This window comes from Mesorhizobium sp. M0239 (assembly GCF_040321815.1).
GTDB lineage: Bacteria > Pseudomonadota > Alphaproteobacteria > Rhizobiales > Rhizobiaceae > Mesorhizobium.
The window spans coordinates 15,909-33,057 of sequence record NZ_JAMYSG010000021.1; the positions used below are offsets into that span (position 1 = coordinate 15,909).

Sequence of the window (17,149 nt, forward strand, 5' to 3'; positions counted from 1 at the left end):
ATGTTCCCCAGGGGGTGCTTTTGCTCTATGCTGCCACTAGTCTAGTCGCAGCGTGATCGATTGCTTCTTTCGTCCAGGCCAGATCACTGTCGGTCAGGGCAAGGGATGGGTAGATCTTACCCGGAGACTTGAAGATCCCCTTCTCACGCAGGGCGGTATTAAATGTACCGGCCGCCGCGGAATTGCCTTTTGCGACGTCTTGATAAGATTTCACGGTTTGCTCGGTGAAGACCACGTCAAACAGCACTGGATCGCCGACGATCTGGTACGCGATACCGGTTTGGTCGAGCGCGTTGCTAAGCATTCCCATGACCGTTACGCCATATCCGCGAAGTCGGTCGTAGTTACTGGGTCGACGCAGGATCTCCAAGGTTTTGAGTCCGGCCACAGCGGCAAGAGGATTACCGCTTAGCGTCCCGATCTGAAGGGTGAACCCGTCCTTCCCAACAGCTGCTTTGTCGAAGTGGGCCATGATCTCCCTCTTCCCCGCAACCGCTGCAAGCGGAAGGCCGCCTCCGATGATCTTGCCCAAGGTACATAAATCGGGCACCACGCCGTATCGCTCCTGAGCGCCGCCGTAGGCCAGGCGGAATCCGGTGACAACTTCGTCGAAGATTAGAACAATGCCTCGCTTCGACGATTCCTCGCGCAATGTCTCCAGAAAACCTGGCGCCGGTGGGATCAAGCGCTGGAGCGGCTCTACGATGATTCCGGCGATCTTCGAGCCATGCTCAGCCAGGAATTGACGCACGAATTCTACGTCATTGAATGGCGCGACGAAGACGCCGTCACGGACTTGCTCGGGAATCCCGGCCGAGTCTGGAACGCCGTTGGGATAATTCTCAATTCGGTCCGGAAAAACACTGATCAGCGCTTCAGACGACATCCCGTGATAGCCGCCCTCAAACTTCAGTATTTTATCGCGACCAGTATGCGCTCGTGCGAGACGCATAGCGTACATGTCCGCCTCGCCGCCTGTCGAAACATATCGAAGCTGTTCTGCACACGGCACCGCCTCGCAGATGACTTCCGCAAGTTCGATCGCATGCCTGTTACTGGCGAAAAAGGTGAGACCCCGTGTCGTTTGCTCGCGAATGGCCTCAATGACCTCGGCATTGTCATGACCTAGGATCATAGGTCCCGAGCCTATCAAAAAGTCGATATACTCCTTGCCATTCTCGTCCCAGGCATGAGCGCCATGGCCTTCTCGTATGACGATGGAAGGATCAAAATTTCCAAATCCGCCGCCGGGTAAGACCGCCTTCGCCCGGCTCACCCAATCGCTTTGTTTGGCGCTAGCATTCACGACGGTGTCAAGCATGTGCCGCAACCTTCTTGGTCGGGCTTGAGCTTTCAGCATCAACCCGTGGATGTTCATTGTTGGGATCGAAGACGGCGTCGCCGAGAACTGTCGCCGCTCGAGGCTCGCCGAGCACCATGACCTGCAAATTCGTTCCGACCTGCGCAGCTTCGGGAGCGACATAGGCGAACGCCAGGATTTTCCTGGCAGTCGGGGAATAGGCAATGGAGCTGACGGACCCGACCTGCCGATCACCCAGCAAGACAGCTTCGCCGCCATTTCCGTCGGACACGCCGTCGGCTTCGATCGCAAGATAAGCGCAAATCCAACTCGGTCCTCTCTCCATTGCTTCCAACGTGGCCTGCTTTCCGGCAAATTGTGGCTTGTCCAACTTAACGAAACGCATGACGTCGGCCTCTGGAAGCGTCACTTCATTGGTCAATTCCCCTGCTCCCTTGAACATCTTTTCCAAGCGCATGACGTTCATTGCGAATGAGCCGTAGTCGACTAAGCCGAAGGCGCTGCCGGTAGCGTGCAGGGCATCGTAGATAGCCGGCAGGCTTTCTCTAGAGGCATGGAATTCCCAGCCCAGCTCGCCCGCATAGGACATGCGTAACGCCCAAACCTTCTGCCCGGCGACTTCGATTTCTTGAGCGGTCAGCCAGGGAAAAGCCGCGTTTGTAAGAGCAGCCTCGGTATTCGGTCCCAGAATGTCGCGTGACCGTGGCCCGTTAAGCGCAAGCGCGCCCCACCTGTCCGAAAGATTGGTGATGGTCACGGATTCGTTCGCCGTACGCGCAAACGTCAGGTGGTCCAGGAGTCGCTGTTCGAAGAAGGCAGCGCAGGTGAAGTAGAAGCTGTCATCCGCCAAGCGAACGATGGTCGTTTCCAGCTCGATGCGCCCTCTATCGTTGAGCAAATGCGTAAGAGCAATTCGGCCGGTTTTCGATGGGAGGCGGTTCGGTATCAGTCGATCAACGAACCCGGCAGCATCCGGGCCCGACACCTGAACCTTCGAGAAGGCCGAGATATCCATCAGGCCGGCACACTCGCGCACCGCGCTGATTTCCTTCTGAACGAGCGGAAACCAGGCGGGTCGCCGAAACGAGTAATAGTCCTTCTGCTCAAGACCGTCCTTCGCGAACCAGCGGGGGCGTTCCCAACCATAGACCTCTTCGAACACAGCGCCGCGCTTCTGCAGGCGGTCGTAAAGTGCGCTTGGCTTGACCGGCCGCCCATCATGACGGTTGAGGTGCGGGAAGGGTATTTCATGGCGCAGAAGGTAATCTTCTTTTGCCTTGATGACCTGATAGTCTTGATCGGCAAACTTGCCAAAACGCCGGGGGTCGTAGTCGCGCATGTTGATGTCGGCGGCGCCGTGAACCATCCAACGGGCCAGTTCGCGCGTCAGCCCAGGCCCCCAACCGATACCAATCTGACAGCCGCAATTGAGCCAAAAGTTCTTAAGCCCAGGCGCTGGGCCGATGAGTGGGTTCCCGTCCGGGGGGTGTGAAATGGCGCCATGCACAGCCCGCTTGATGCCGAGCTGAGAAAGCACGGGCATCCGACCCATCGCATTTTCGAGCCAGGGCATAATGCGATCGTAATTGGGCTCGAACAACTCATGCTCGGCTTCCCACGGACAACCTTCGATCCAAACGGCATTGGGATTCGCCTTCTCGTAGATGCCGATCAAACCGGACTTCTGCTCCATCCGGACGTAGCCGGATACCAAACGATCATCCCGAACGACGGGAAGCTCCTTTTCTAGCGTCATGAATTCCGGAACAGTGTCCGTTATCAGGTAATGGTGGGTCATGGAGGTGGTGGGGACATCGAGCCCAACCCATTTTCCAACCTGGCGCGCGTAAGTGCCGCCCGCGTTAACGACATGCTCGCAAACGATCTCGCCCTGCTCCGTAAAGACGCGCCATTCGCCATTGGGCTCTGGCTTTACGTCCAAGACCCGACATTGGCGAACGATCTTAGCCCCGAGCTGCCGTGCACCTTGCGCAAGTGCGAATGTTGCACCAGAAGGGTCAACATGGCCGTCATCGGGCGTGTACAGCGCCGCCTGCACGCCTTCGAGATTATAAAAGGGATGAAGCTGTCTGATGCGCTCCAGGTCTACCAATTCCATGGTGAAGCCCAGCGCCTTTCCGACGCTCAGGGTCTGACGGAGCCAGTCGAGTTCGTCATCCGTGTAGGCCAGCCGCAAAGACCCACACCCGTGCCAGGTTACGGATTGTCCGGTCTCCTTTTCGAGCACCTTGGAATAGAGATCGATATTGTAGCCGACGCATTTACCGAGGGAAAAACTCGACGTCGAATGTGTGATCTGCCCAGCGGCATGCCACGTCGATCCCGACGTTAACTCGGCCTTCTCCAACAACACGATGTCGGTCCAGCCTTCATGCGCGAGGTGGTAGGCAAGGCCGCACCCCATGATGCCCCCGCCTATGATTACTACCCGCGCGTGAGATATGCTCATTGTCGTCTCCCGAGAAAACTGCCTGTAGACAGGGCTATCGAACAAGTGTACGATTGTCAAGGATGAAACACATGACTGTACCAAAGGTAAAAACAGCCACAATGGTTCTCGACGCTCTGACGAGCCGACTATCTACATTCACTCCCGAGTTGCAGAAGGCAGCTGCCCACGTGCTCGAGAATTCGAACATGATCAGCATCACTTCGATTAGAAGCATGGCACAAGGCGCGGACGTAAAGCCCAATACGCTGGTGCGAATGGCGCGCGCGCTTGGTTTTGAGGGCTACGAGGATTTTCGAAAACCCTTTCGCGAGCAAGTGATGCGCGGACGCGAGGACTTTCCGGACCGGGCCCGCTGGCTGCAGTCGCTATCCAAAGGTGGAAAACTGGCCAGCCTCTACAGCCAGATGGCATCGACGTCGATCGAGAATATCGAAGGTCTATTTTCGGGAACCAGCGCCACCGAGATCAAGCAACTCGCGGATGCCATTGTAAAGGCGCGCACCACCTACGTCTTGGGCTTGGGCTTTGCGAGTTCGGTCGCGCGAAATTTCGCCTATCTGGCAAGCATGGCAGTGGACAGCGTCGTTGCGATTCCACGCGAGGGATCCCTTCCTGTGGACGGGTTGGTCCGCGCCGAGAAGGGCGATCTCCTGATAGCGATGACGTTCAAGCCGTACCGGCGCGAGGTTGTCGAGGCCGTTGAGTTGGCCCGCGCCTATGGCATCAAGGTCGTTGGCATCTCCGACAGTCCCGCGTCCCCTATCCTGGCCCGCGCCGACCAACGTTTCGTCCTCCCGACCGACACACCACAGTTTTTCCCGTCGACCGTTGCCTTGACGGCGCTTTTTGAAACGATCGTTGCTTTCGTGGTGGCTGAAGCGGCGGCCGATGCAGTCAATAATATCGAGCGGTTTCATAAGCGCCGCTACGAGCTTGGTGTCTATTGGAAAGAGGAACCACGATGAACGTTTCGTCGGCGCCGCCGAAACCCCTGCGATCGCTGGAAGCGCGCTACTATACCGATCCTACCATCTTCGCCAAGGAAGAAGACGGACTCCTGAGCCGGACGTGGCAATTCGCAGGCCACTCCTCTTTGGTGGAGAAACCTGGCGACTACTTCACCTTTGAACTCGCAGGGCAGAGCCTGTTTTGCATTCGCGACAGAGATAGCCAGGTCCGCGCTTTTTACAATGTATGCCAGCATCGCGCGCACGAATTGGTAAGGGGAAGCGGGAACGCTCGGCTGCTGGTATGCCCCTACCACGCTTGGACCTATGAACTCACGGGCAAGCTGCGAGGCGGTCCCAACGTCAACGCCGTCCCGGGGTTCGATCGCAACGACATCTGTCTGACGAGCGTGAAAGTCGAACTGTTTTGCGGATTTGTTTTTGTCAATCTCGACCCGGACGCCAAACCGATGGACGAATGGTTCCCAAAGGTTCGGCAGGAGCTGACGGAATTTGTCCCTCACATCGACCAGCTGAAGCCTCTGGAATGGGTTGAGATTCCTGAAAGCTGCAACTGGAAGGTATCGATCGAGAACTACTCCGAATGCTACCACTGTGCTCTGAACCACAAGACCTTTGCTACCGGGGTTATAAAGCCCGAAACATATGACATCCAGCCTCAGGGCTATTGTCTGCGTCATACTACCGAATGCCAGAATCTCGACCGAATGAGTTATCCCATTGACCTCAAGGCCAATGCGCGCGCTGGAGAATATTCGTCCTGGTTTCTTTGGCCGACATTTTCCTTTCAGGTTTATCCCGGCAACATTCTCAACACCTATCACTGGCGCATCAAGAATGTCGACGAAGTCGTCGTCTGGCGTGGTTGGTATACGATCGACGGAGCCGAGTCCGACATCATCCGAAAATTGGCGATCCAGGACAGGGCAACAACCGTCGAAGAGGATATCCATATCGTCGAGGCCGTCCAGCGTGGCTTGCACAGTCGCGGATACAGGCCGGGTCCGCTCGTTATCGATCCGAACTGCGGTGTGAACTCCGAGCACTCGGTACGAATGTTGCAGCAGTGGATGCGTGAAGGTGTCGATGTCTGAGATCAAGGCCTATTGGCAGAACTATATAGATGGCGAGTGGGTCGACGGCGGTGCGGGCAATCTCACCGTGGATGATCCTGCAACTGGAGATGCGCTTGCGCAGCAGGCCCTGGCGAGCGCGCAGGACGTTGATCGCGCCGTGAAGGCCGCCAAGGCCTGTCATAAGTCCGGCGCGTTGACAGAAATGCGCCCCGTCAAGCGGGGGCGAATGGTGCGGGCGATGGGTACCTATCTGCTCGATCATATCGATGAGATTGCCTATGTCCTATGCCGCGAAGCGGGCAAACCGCTTTGGGAGGCCCGCATCGAGGTCGAAGGGGCGGCTCGATATTTCGAGTACTACGGCAATCAGTGCGAAACGATCGAAGGTCGTTCCATACCTCTCGGAGACGGCTACTACGATTTCACGGTCTATGAACCGTTCGGCGTATCCGCGCATGTCGTCCCCTGGAACTATCCACTCGAGATGACCGCACGCTCGTTGTCGGCGGCTCTGACAGCAGGCAACGCGTGCGTTGTAAAGACACCTGAGCTCGATCCTTTGACCAATTCGTTCATCGCAAGCGCCGCCGAGTACGCGGGGCTGCCGCGGGGGGCGGTGAACATTCTCTGCGGCTTGGGCCGCGAAGCGGGCGGGTCTCTCGTCAGCCACCCCGACGTAAATCAGATCGTCTTCACCGGCTCGGTTCCGACAGGGGTCAGTATCGCATCGGCCGCTGCAAAAAATGTCGTTCCATGTGTGCTTGAATTGGGCGGTAAGTCCGCCGCGATCGCTTGGCCGGACGCGAACCTGGACAACCTCGTGTCGAATGTTCGTTGGGGGATTTTCTTCAACGCAGGCCAGGTGTGTTCGGCTATGTCTCGGCTGATCGTGCATGAGGACGTGCACGACGAAGTTGTTGAGCGGGTTGCGGATATGGCGCGCTCCATTTCAGCAGGTCCTGGCGTGGATAGGCCCGAATTCGGTCCCAACATGGGCGCCATGATTTCGGACGCGCAGCGCAATCGAGCTGAATCCATGTGCCAGCAAGCCGAGCGGCAGGGAGGGCGTGCGGTTGTCGGTGGCAGGCGCCTCAACCGTCCAGGATTTTTCTTGGAGCCGACTGTCTTCGACAACGTAACACCGGATATGGCAATCGCACGGGAGGAAGTCTTTGGGCCTGTTCTCTCGGTTTTGAAGTTCGGCAGTGACGATGAGGCTTTGCGCCTGGCGAACGGTACCGATTATGGCTTGGTCTCCGGCATCTTCACGGCAGATGTCGATCGCGCAATGAAGGCCGCGCGGCGCTTAAGAGCCGGACAGGTGTTCGTCAATGAGTGGTACGCCGGCGGCGTCGAGACACCTTTTGGCGGCTTCGGCAAATCAGGCTACGGCCGTGAAAAAGGCCGAGAGGCGCTTTGGAACTACTTGCAAACCAAAAACATCGCGATTGCCATCCGGTAAAGGAGAACTCCATTGCAACAGGATTTGTTTGACGTCGGCCTTGCCAAGCGCAAGGCCACGTTAGGAGCGAAGTACGTCGAAGCCAATCTCGCTGCGGCTGATGATTTCACCCGACCCTTTCAAGAGGCGATGACAGCATGGTGTTGGGGTTTTGGTTGGGGAGATGAGACGATCGACGCGAAAACGCGTTCGCTGATGAACCTCGCCATGATCGGCGCTTTGGGCAAAATGCATGAATGGGAAACCCATTGCCGCGGCGCCGTTACCAATGGCGTCTCAACAAACGAAATCCGCGCTGTTATCCACGTTATCGGCATCTATTGCGGCGTTCCCCAAGCGCTCGAGTGCTTTCGGATCGCCCGCAAAGTGCTGCAGGAGCAAGGGATGCTATGAAGATCACCAGTATAACCGTTTGGCAGGTAGACCTGCCTCTTTCGAAACCATATTGGCTATCGGGAGGACGACTTCGGTTCGATAAGCTCGATAGCACGTTCGTCCGGATCGACACCGATGAAGGCATATCGGGTTGGGGTGAAGGGTGCCCCTGGGGCAACACCTATCTACCCGCCCATGGGCCCGGTATTCGCGCTGGAATTGGAACGTTGGCACCCTCTCTATTGGGCCAAGACCCTTGCGCTCTCGACGCCATCAATCGCACGATGGACATCGCCTTACCTGGTCACCTCTACGTCAAATCAGCACTCGATATGGCGTGCTGGGACATACTGGGGCGCGTTTCTGGAATGCCTCTTTGGCGGTTGCTTGGAGGCGACAAAGCCGATCCGGTTGCCGTCAACTCGTCTATTTCTACCGGATCGAACGACGAGATGATCGCGCTGATCCGTCAGGCCTACGAGCATGGATATCGGACGCATTCGGCGAAGGTTGGTGGCAGTGACCCTGTCGTCGACATTTCGAGGATCGAGGCAATCGAAGCGGCTTTGCATCCAGACGAAACTGTCACCTATGACGTAAATCGCGCCTGGGTTCCTGCCGTCGCCGTTCAAGTCTTGAACAATGTCGCCTTGCGTGGATGGGTCGAGCAGCCTTGCGAAACCCTTGCGCAATGCGCGCAAGTGGCAAGCCGGGTGAACCAGCCTATTATGCTCGATGAGTGCCTGCATACCTTCCAGGATCATCTTGATGCGTGGAAGCTCGGCGCGTGCGAGGGCGTCAAGGTGAAGCCTAATCGGGTTGGCGGGCTGACGAAAGCAAGGCAAATTCGCGACTTCGGCGTGTCTGTCGGCTGGCAGATGCATTTGGAGGATCTCGGGGGATCCGCCCTGGCCGACACCGCAGCAATACACCTTGCCTCCTCAACCCCGCGCGAAAACAGGCTGGCCAGCTGGCTTTGCCATCACCACCTGGCCGTCGATCCTGTTCCAGGTCAAGGGGCGCGGAACGTCAAAGGCTATGCCACGCCCCCCTCGACGCCAGGATTGGGAGTGAGTCCCGACGCCAACCGGCTTGGGACACCAGTATCGACGTTTCATTGATCCGGGAGATCTGCGTGAACTCCCAAGCCGTAATGCGTGCCGTTGTGCTTACTGGCCATGGCGGCCTGGATAAACTCCACTATCGTGAAGATTGGCCCATTCCGGCGCCGGCCGATGGGCAGGTTCTGATCCGAGTCGGTGCCTGTGGGTTGAACAACACGGACATCAACACTCGCACGGCTTGGTACTCCAAATCGGTGACAGACGGAATTACGCCATCGACCGGCAGTGATGGCTTTGCCAATGCTCGATCAGAGGAAGGAAGCTGGGGTGGTGCGCCGGTTCGGTTCCCATTGATCCAGGGCGCTGATGTCGCTGGCACCATCGTCGGTGTCGGTGAGGGGGTGAACCCCGCGCGAATTGGTGAGCGGGTTATAGTGGATCCCTGGTTGCTTGGCGCGGGTGATTGGATGGACCTTGCCAATGCGATCTATTTCGGATCGGAGTGCGATGGTGGTTTTGCCGAATATACGGTCGTACGCTCCGGCAATGCGCTGCGTATCAACACAGACCTTTCCGATGCCGAGCTTGCAACATTTCCCTGCGCATACACGACGGCGGAGAACCTGGTGGCGCGAACGGACCTTCGTCCCGGTGAGACAGTGGTGATCGCGGGAGCTTCGGGGGGGGTCGGGTCGGCCGCGGTGCAGCTGTGTCGGCTGCGCGGAGCGCGTGTCGTTGCTATAGCGAGCCCGTCGAAGGTGGCCAGCCTTAGGGAACTCGGCGCACATGCGGTACTCGATCGAAACACACCTGCCCTGTCTGACGCAATCCGGTCAGCGGTAGGCGGCCAGGTCGATGTCGCGATTGACGTCGTAGGAGGCAAGATTTTCAGTCATCTCATTGACGCTTTACGCCAGGGAGGACGGTATTCCAGCTCCGGCGCCATTTCAGGGCCTACAGTCGAGTTCGATTTGCGGCAGCTCATCTACAAGGATCTGCAGCTCACTGGCGCAACAATTGTACCACCTGGCACGGCCAAGCGACTTGTAGGCCTCATTGAGCAGGGACTGCTGAAGCCACTTCTGGCAGCGCAGTACCCTCTGCGAGAGCTCCGCCAGGCGCAGCAGGCGTTTATGGATAAACAGCACGTCGGGAACATCGTAGTCACCACAAACTAAGGCTTGTTGAGGTTCAGTGTGAATTTATGACGGCGGCTGAGGTGGCGCCATTTGTAGAGTTCCTTGTCGAGCGGCAGCGGAAAAGTACGACGTGAGTGCTGTGAAATAAGGATCTTGGCGCCGCGCTCATTCAGATCGGCAATGATGGTGTTGCTGTCGAAGCCTTTGTCGGCGATCAAGCCGCCGAACCAGACACTATCGATAAGTGGTGCAACGCCGACCGTATCGAACCGCTGGCCGGGCAAGAGGACAAAGCGCACAAGATTGCCAAGTGCATCGGTGAGTGCCAGGATTTTGGTTGTCATGCCGCCTTTGGAGCGGCCTATGGCCTGGCTTTGAGTCCCCCTTTTGCGCCCTGTCCGTGGCGGTGGCTCTTGACGATGGTGGCATCAACCATGGCGTATTCCATGTCCGGTTCATCCGAACAGGCTTCGAAAAGCCGAACGAAAACATCGGCTTTGACCCAATCGCGGTAGCGCTTGAAAACGGTGTTCCAGCTCCCGAAGAAGGCTGGAAGGTCACGCCACGGACTTCCTGTCCGCACGATCCAAAGCAAGGCTTCGATGAAGCGGCGATTGTCACCGCCACTTCGTCCGGGATCGCTTGGTTTACCCAGGCAATGCGGTTCCATCTTCGCCCATTGGGCGTCCGTCAGCACAAATCGTTCCATCCAAAGGTTGAATCACAATCCAGGCTCAGGGGAATCTGGAGGCTTCTGTGAGGTCCGTGGGCACGAGATCGTTCTGCTCGACGGCGTGACGGTAACCGTGAAGGTGGCGCACATGCGGCTTTGCCACAGCCGTATGTTCTTCGTGCGGGCCTATCCGCGCGAAACGCAGGAGATGGTGTTCGACGCCCATGACCGGGCGTTCAGCTTCTTCCGCGGCGCCTGCACGCGCGGCATCTACGACAACATGAAGACGGCGGTGGACGCGATCTTCATTCCGCCTGGTTGGCGCGATCTTGCTCGAACAGAACGATGGAACTGTCAGGAATTCTGCGCGCGAGGCCGGTTTCGTCATTGGCCGACGAACCTTTCGCCGAAGACGACGGCGAACTGGGTCTTGGCCTCGAACCATTCGCGCGGCGGTCGTTTCCATTCCTCGGCCGCGTGGTTCAGCACCAAATATAGCAGCTTCATGGCCGCATCGTCACTGGGGAAGTGTCCCCGGGTGCGGACGGCGCGGCGCAGCTTGGAGTTCAGCGCCTCTATGGCGTTCGTGGTGTAGATGATCCGCCGCACGCTTTCGGGATAGGCAAAGAATGGGACGATGTGCTGCCAATTGCGCCGCCAGCTTTGGGTGATCGCCGGATACCGCTGCCCCCAGTAGCTGGCTTCGAAGTCCTCAAGAGCCTTCATGCTGCGTATTCCAATGAAACCGGACAGCGATTCCGAAACGAAACCGGACGCTTATGGAGTGCACCCCCAGACTGAGACAAGGAAAATCGCGGACAGTTTCCCTGCAAGAGAGGAAACTGGGGCATGGCCGGACGGCAAAGCGCCGGCACGACGGACTTGCGGTCCTTCCAGGACACGAACTCCAGGGAATGACGGATCAGGTGCACGATGCAGGTCTGGACGACAGTCTGGGGAAAGACGGCGTTGATCGCCTCGGGGAAGCCCTTGAGGCCGTCGACGACGGCGATCAGGACGTCGGCGACGCCACGGCTCTTCAACTCGTTCATGACGCGCAGCCAGAACTTGGCGCCCTCGGTCTGCTCGATCCAGATGCCGAGGATCTCCTTCGTGCCATCCGGCAGGATGCCGAGCGCGATGTAGACGGCCTTGTTCCTGACGAAGCCCTCGTCCCTGATCTTGACCCGGATGGCATCGAAGAAGACGAGCGGAGACCACATCCAGCGGGCGATTCTGCCACTCTGCCACTTCCTCCAGGCCAGCGTCGGTGACGGCCGAGATCAGGTCCGGCGATACGTTGATGCCGTAGAGCTCCTCCAGGTGGCCGCGGATCTCGCGCACCGTCATGCCGCGCGCATACATGGAGATGATCTTCTCGTCGAAGTCTGGGAAGCGGCGCTGATATTTGGCGATCAGCTTCGGATCGAAGGTTCCGGGACGGTCGCGCGGGATCGTCAGCGTCATCTTCGATGTGCCGTCAGCACCGATTTCCGCGAATGGCCATTGCGGCGATTGGCGTTGCCGTCGGCCTGCTCCTCATCGAGGTGCTCGTCCAGTTCGCCGTTCAGAATCCGTTCCGAAAGCGCCTTCTTCAGGTCGTCGAGCAATCCGTCCTTGGCAAACACCTCATTCGGATCGCGGCCGGCAAGCAGTTGGTCCAGAAGTTCCTTCTCAATAGCCATGTGATGATTCTCTCCTTTCCATCATCATGGCCTCGCGCACAGAATTCCCGACAGTCCCCGAACGACGAATGGGCCGTGCAGCGCGCCAGATACATGACGCTGGAACCATCAGCCAAATGAGCGATGATCCTCTCATCAGCCTGCCAGCCGTGGCACGCTGATCAGCCCGGCCCCATGCCGGAGAGCGCGGCGACCAAGCCGTCAGCTACACCACTCCCTGGGAGTACGTCATGCCAAGCTGATGATTGCTTGTGGGTGCAAGTCCCATCCGGCCAAAGCCGTAGCAGGCAAGCCGGGACCGAGTCTTGCGGGCGTCGCGGCAACGCGGGGTCTGAAGTGTAGACAGGAGCCATGCGGGGTGCGGGAATGAGCCTCGAAAGGTGGATGTTCGCGGAGGCCGAGTGTGTTCCCTATTCACGAAGGCAATATGAGCATCGTCGCTACGCGAGACGATGCCGCTCCGCCGGGGTCGATGGCCGGATCACGCATGGAAGGTAATCATCGGAACATGAGAGGCCCGACCGGGTCCGCTGGATTGGTCTCCAGCGGGGGACAGCAGCAAGGTACTGCCAGAGCTGCCGTCCGAGCTGAGGTCGGGAGTCGGACTGGTTCATAGTACCCGTGAAGCCGTCGAAGGAAACGAGGCGAGTGGAGGGAAGGGACCAGCCTGAGGGGAGCCTGCGCGAGGAGGCCAAGGGCCGGACACAGAGCCGGGTTGCCTTGCCGCTGAACCTCGAGCGGGTGAACGCGGCGGCCAAGCAGGCTGCCCAAACCCGGTTCACGGCCCTGCTGCATCACGTCGACGAAGAAGCCCTTTACCGGGCGTTTCGGCGACAGAAGCGACAGGTGAGTGCTGGGGTCGATGGGATGACCGTGGCGAAATACGAAGAGGGTGTGACGGACAACATCCGTGATCTCTGCGAAGGGTCCACACCGATCGCTACCGGCCACAGCCGGTGCGGCGGGTTTACATTCCCAAAGCCGATGGCGGTAAACGGCCTCTCGGGGTGCCGGCGCTGGAAGACAAGATCGTCCAAAGCGCGGTGGCCGAGGTGCTGAGTGCTGTCTACGAGGTCGACTTCCTGGGATTCTCCTACGGCTTCCGGCCGGGGCGGAGCCCCCACATGGCGCTTGATGCCCTGCATACAGCGATCATGAGCCAGCGTGTGAACTGGGTGCTCGATGCCGACATTCGCAGCTTCTTCGACTCGGTCGACCACGAGTGGCTGCTGCGGATGGTGGCGCATAGGATCGCTGATCCTCGTATCCTACGGCTCATTGGGCTGTGGTTGCGGGCTGGCGTCCTTGAGAGCGGCGAGAAGCAAGAGACGGACAGGGGTACCCCGCAAGGGGCGGGCATCAGCCCGCTCCTCGCCAATATCTTCCTGCACTACATCCTCGATCTTTGGGCCCACCAATGGCGACGTCGACATGCATACGGTCGCGTTGTGATCGTGCGTTACGCTGACGACTTCGTCATGGGCTTTGAGAAGAAGGCCGATGCAGAGGAGATGCTGTTGGCCCTCAAGGCGCGGCTGGCCGGCTTTGGCCTGACTCTCCACGAGGACAAGACGCGGTTGATCGAGTTTGGGCGGTTCGCGGCCCTTTCACGACAGCGGCGTGGCGAGCGGCGACCCGAGACCTTCGCCTTTCTGGGCTTCACCCACTACTGCGGGCGGACCCGGGATGGCCGGTTCATCGTGAAGCACAAGACGGAAGGGAAACGCCTGACGCGCAAGCTGACGGCGCTGCGCCAGGATGCCTGGCGGCTCATGCATGCGCCAATGGCTGCGCAGCACAGGTGGTTCGCCGCCGTTCTGCGTGGACACTACGGCTACTACGGCAGGCGGCACAACTACCCAGCGCTCAACGGATTCCATCGGCAAATGCGCCGGATATGGCTACGGTGTCTGAGACGGCGCAGCCAGAAAAGCCGGCGCATGGGCTGGTCGGAGTTCGAGACCCTGACGGCGCGCTTCCCCCTGCCAACTCCGCGCATCACTCGAACTTGGGCGCAGGCACGGATATGACGCGGGTTACCCTCGGGAAGAGCCGGGTGCGGGAAATCCGCCCGCCCGGATCTGTGAGGGCGAAAGCCGAATGGCTGAGCTACTCGACCACGATCTTTACGAGAGATCTTCACCTCTAAGACCATGATCTTTGGGGCCTGAATGCAGGACTGTCGCGACCACTTCTACGTCTTCTCGCTTACATCAAGCGGACGAAGGAAATTAACTTTCAAGTCAATGGTGGTGCAAACCGTCCCTTCCGAGCAAAGAAGATGGCAACTCCACGCCGCTGCGGTATCCAACGCGGTTGCGATTATGCCTCCGGCAACGCTCCCCCGCGGATTAGTGTGCGCCTGCGCCGGCGTCAGCGACATCGAGACTCTGCCAGGAGCGAACTCGTTGACTGGTAGACCAATGAGAGACGCCTCGCTCTACTGAGCCCCGTCATGCGGCGGCCCTGCGCCGACCGCGAAGAGAAGCGAGTGACCCACGGAGCGACATCGTCCGGAAAGAAAGCAGGAGAAACTTGACCTCAAACCCCAATCAGAGAAGCCTGGTAATTACCGGCCAATTGTTTAAGAAAGGTAAAAAACAGTAACAAATCTTTTACTTTCAATTCGTTCAGTCAAATGGAATATTGCAGCGCGAAATGATAGAAATATACAGGTGGACGATATAGGTCGTTCTGGCGGTGTATCCACAGTCTATTTCCAGAGAGGAGACTTGTATAAACCAAATTGAACAAGCGTTGAATATGGAGAAACACGTGCGCTGCGACACTGCGTCCATTTGTACATCACTTGAAACATGCTTCAGAGTTACTTGTATTTTGCCGATTTGGTCAATCCGCCTGAGAGAAGTGACCGGGAAGTAGAGCGATTTCAAGCTTCTCTCACTTGGATACGGCAACTCAGTTCTTGAACTCGGATGCGGTCATGGGCGGATTACCAACCGGTTGGCGGAAAAAGGAGCGCGGGTAACCGGATCGGATATCTCGCCGACTTGCTGAAAAAAGCCGAAACGGATGCGGCCGAACGCCCGGTAGATGTTGAGTACATTCGTGGGATATGCGCTCACTCCCCTGGCGAGATCGGTTTGACGCGGCCCTTCTGTGGTACACGACTTTTGGCTATTTCGATGGAGCTGATAATGAGAGACTCCGTCGAAGCCGCTGCTTCACTTCGAAAGGGCGGGCGTCTGCTAATCGATCAGATCAATCGCTTCTCTTTGCTGCGCGAGCGTCGCCTACCTACGAGATCGTGCAGCGCGACAGTGATCTAAGAATGGATGTAATCAACAAAGACGCGCTGACCGATCGTCGCAACTGCGGAAGGATAGTCGTCCGCAGTGGTTGCGTGAAACGCATGCATCTTTCTATCAATCCGCGCATTAACCCTGTAATCGTTATGCGATCCGAGAACGTATTTATAGGTAGCCGGAGAGCGCGCTTTCTCGGGAGACGCGCGAGACCCAGCTACTTACCGCGATGCCAAGCGTCGCCACGCCCGGTGGCGGTGTCTCTCGGGCGACCAACCCCGACGATTTTCGCAAAGAAACGAGAACAGCATTAACACGTGGATGTCCAGAGGTGCCTACATCAACCAGGAGGCTGCTGAAGACGCAACACACACACGGTGCTCGGCCATGAATCCCACAAACCAATCCCATCTTGGAGGACCCGCCACATGACGCTCGCCTCGATCCCCAACCCCGACCTCGCCATAGCTGCCGACAACAAGCCGCGCTGGGAACTGCCTGACTACCGCCGCTATGGCTTCCACGACCTCTACAGGACGGCCCGCTACAGCCTCTCCTTCCGTGCACCCTCGGTCCTCCCCCTGGTGAAGCAGATCGACTGGAGGATCGGCGAACGGCCTGAGGTCGCTCGCTTCCTCGCCATGCCGCATTTCTCCGCCTTCGTCGTAGTGAAGGGCGGACGCATCCTATACGAGGCGTATGCGCCGGACTTCGGTCCTAACAGGCCTCACAGCATCCAGTCGATCACCAAGACGACGCTCAACCTGTTGCTCGGCCGATGCGTCGCCGACGGCCTCGTCGACCTTGGCCGCAGAGTTAGCGACTATCTGCCGGAGATCGGCGCGGGCTATGCGGATGCAACCCTGCGCGATGTCGCCGACATGAACGTTGCCAACGACTTCTCCGAGGATCTCAACGACCCCTACGCGACGTGGTTTGCCATGGAGCGTGACGCAGGATGGCGCTTGCCACCTGAGGGCGAGAAGGAGGGGACAATTCGAGCCTTCCTCTGTGGAGTCGCTAGCGATGATCTCGTGAATCGTACCGGCCACGCGCTCTACAAGTCGACTAACAGCGAGGTCATCGGGTGGATCGTCGAGCGCACCAGTGGCCGGCCACTGCGCGACTGGCTGATCGAGATCGTCGAGGCCGCGGGCATCGAAGGATGCTTCCACATCACCTGCGACCGCGAGGGCGTGCCGCTGGTCAACGGTGGCGCCTGCCTCTCCGCCCGGGACCTCGCGCGCTACGGCCTGCTCTTCGCGCGCAAGGGCGAGGGGCTCGAGGGCCGCCGTGTGGGCGATGCCGCCTTCATCGAAGACACCCGCCGCAACCCCGGGCCCTTCCTCCAGAAGTCGCGCCGGTATAGCCGCCAAACGATGACCGACGGCACTTGGCTCGGCCACGGCGGCTGGGGCGGTCAGTACATGCTTGCAAACCCTGACACCGGCACTGTCGTCGTCTACTTCAGCGTGCTAGAGAACAAGAGTGCCTCCGACGGCAACTTCAGCAATCAGCTCGTGGAGATGATGGCTAATCTTGCTGCAGAATTATGAGGTGGTCCTTTCTGCGCAGAGGAACCGCTTTATTCGCATTTGGACAGTTCGAAATACCTCCCCTTTGGAACCGGATTTGATTCACTCGACG

13 protein-coding genes and 3 pseudogenes are annotated in these 17,149 nt (G+C 58.5%); 10 read left to right on the plus strand and 6 right to left on the minus strand.

Features of this window, described 5'->3' with window-relative positions; genetic code table 11:
• Nucleotides 1–25 precede the first annotated feature (25 nt).
• Nucleotides 26–1,321, minus strand: a complete 1,296-nt coding sequence (locus NKI99_RS21795) for an aspartate aminotransferase family protein (protein WP_352611903.1) — start codon at nucleotides 1,319–1,321, stop codon at nucleotides 26–28.
• Nucleotides 1,314–3,791 (minus strand): FAD-dependent oxidoreductase, encoded by a 2,478-nt coding sequence (locus tag NKI99_RS21800; RefSeq protein WP_352611904.1) that lies wholly within the window; start codon nucleotides 3,789–3,791, stop codon nucleotides 1,314–1,316. The genes NKI99_RS21795 and NKI99_RS21800 overlap by 8 nt, the downstream gene beginning before the upstream one ends.
• Before the next feature lie 71 nt (nucleotides 3,792–3,862).
• On the opposite strand from NKI99_RS21800, the gene NKI99_RS21805 reads away from it, so the two are divergent.
• Genes NKI99_RS21805 through NKI99_RS21830 form a run of 6 tightly spaced genes read left to right on the plus strand, consistent with a single transcriptional unit; the run spans nucleotide 3,863 to nucleotide 9,917 of the window.
• Nucleotides 3,863–4,759: a MurR/RpiR family transcriptional regulator gene (locus tag NKI99_RS21805; protein WP_352611905.1), complete on the plus strand. Its 897-nt coding sequence runs from the start codon at nucleotides 3,863–3,865 to the stop codon at nucleotides 4,757–4,759.
• Nucleotides 4,756–5,856, plus strand: coding sequence for an aromatic ring-hydroxylating oxygenase subunit alpha (locus tag NKI99_RS21810; RefSeq protein WP_352611906.1), 1,101 nt, complete (start codon nucleotides 4,756–4,758; stop codon nucleotides 5,854–5,856). Before NKI99_RS21805 ends, NKI99_RS21810 begins: the two co-directional genes overlap by 4 nt.
• Nucleotides 5,849–7,300, plus strand: a complete 1,452-nt coding sequence (locus NKI99_RS21815) for an aldehyde dehydrogenase family protein (protein ID WP_352611907.1) — start codon at nucleotides 5,849–5,851, stop codon at nucleotides 7,298–7,300. Before NKI99_RS21810 ends, NKI99_RS21815 begins: the two co-directional genes overlap by 8 nt.
• 12 nt (nucleotides 7,301–7,312) lie before the next feature.
• Entirely contained in the window at nucleotides 7,313–7,693 is a 381-nt protein-coding gene (locus tag NKI99_RS21820; RefSeq protein WP_352611908.1) for a carboxymuconolactone decarboxylase family protein, read from the plus strand.
• The gene (locus NKI99_RS21825; RefSeq protein WP_352611909.1) at nucleotides 7,690–8,796 is read left to right on the plus strand and encodes a mandelate racemase/muconate lactonizing enzyme family protein; all 1,107 of its coding nucleotides are present in this window, start codon (nucleotides 7,690–7,692) and stop codon (nucleotides 8,794–8,796) included. Before NKI99_RS21820 ends, NKI99_RS21825 begins: the two co-directional genes overlap by 4 nt.
• Before the next feature lie 14 nt (nucleotides 8,797–8,810).
• Nucleotides 8,811–9,917, plus strand: coding sequence for an alcohol dehydrogenase family protein (locus NKI99_RS21830; protein WP_352611910.1), 1,107 nt, complete (start codon nucleotides 8,811–8,813; stop codon nucleotides 9,915–9,917).
• Here NKI99_RS21830 and NKI99_RS21835 read toward each other — a convergent pair.
• Nucleotides 9,914–10,222, minus strand: coding sequence for a transposase (locus NKI99_RS21835; protein ID WP_352611911.1), 309 nt, complete (start codon nucleotides 10,220–10,222; stop codon nucleotides 9,914–9,916). The two genes, NKI99_RS21830 and NKI99_RS21835, sit on opposite strands and share 4 nt — an antisense overlap.
• Before the next feature lie 17 nt (nucleotides 10,223–10,239).
• Nucleotides 10,240–10,575 carry an IS5 family transposase gene (locus tag NKI99_RS21840; protein ID WP_352611912.1) on the minus strand — a complete coding sequence of 112 codons (336 nt, stop codon included), beginning with the start codon at nucleotides 10,573–10,575 and terminating at the stop codon, nucleotides 10,240–10,242.
• Nucleotides 10,576–10,648: 73 nt separating this feature from the next.
• Between NKI99_RS21840 and NKI99_RS21845 the strand changes: the two are divergent.
• A pseudogene (locus NKI99_RS21845) lies at nucleotides 10,649–10,861 on the plus strand (IS21 family transposase); the annotation flags it as partial.
• A 74-nt stretch (nucleotides 10,862–10,935) separates the two neighbouring features.
• Here the strand turns inward: NKI99_RS21845 and NKI99_RS33850 are convergent.
• A pseudogene (locus NKI99_RS33850) lies at nucleotides 10,936–12,236 on the minus strand (IS256 family transposase).
• A 956-nt stretch (nucleotides 12,237–13,192) separates the two neighbouring features.
• Between NKI99_RS33850 and ltrA the strand changes: the two are divergent.
• The gene (ltrA, locus tag NKI99_RS21860) at nucleotides 13,193–14,266 is read left to right on the plus strand and encodes a group II intron reverse transcriptase/maturase (RefSeq protein ID WP_352611913.1); all 1,074 of its coding nucleotides are present in this window, start codon (nucleotides 13,193–13,195) and stop codon (nucleotides 14,264–14,266) included.
• A gap of 164 nt (nucleotides 14,267–14,430) precedes the next feature.
• On the opposite strand, the gene NKI99_RS21865 is transcribed toward ltrA, so the two are convergent.
• Nucleotides 14,431–14,661 carry a PaaI family thioesterase gene (locus tag NKI99_RS21865; RefSeq protein WP_352611977.1) on the minus strand — a complete coding sequence of 77 codons (231 nt, stop codon included), beginning with the start codon at nucleotides 14,659–14,661 and terminating at the stop codon, nucleotides 14,431–14,433.
• Nucleotides 14,662–15,152: 491 nt separating this feature from the next.
• Here NKI99_RS21865 and NKI99_RS21870 point away from each other — a divergent pair.
• Both NKI99_RS21870 and NKI99_RS21875 read left to right on the plus strand, forming a co-directional pair.
• Nucleotides 15,153–15,254, plus strand: a pseudogene (locus NKI99_RS21870) (class I SAM-dependent methyltransferase); the annotation flags it as partial.
• A gap of 676 nt (nucleotides 15,255–15,930) precedes the next feature.
• Complete coding sequence (locus NKI99_RS21875) at nucleotides 15,931–17,058, plus strand: serine hydrolase domain-containing protein (RefSeq protein ID WP_352611914.1); 1,128 nt, start codon at nucleotides 15,931–15,933, stop codon at nucleotides 17,056–17,058.
• Nucleotides 17,059–17,149 lie beyond the last annotated feature (91 nt).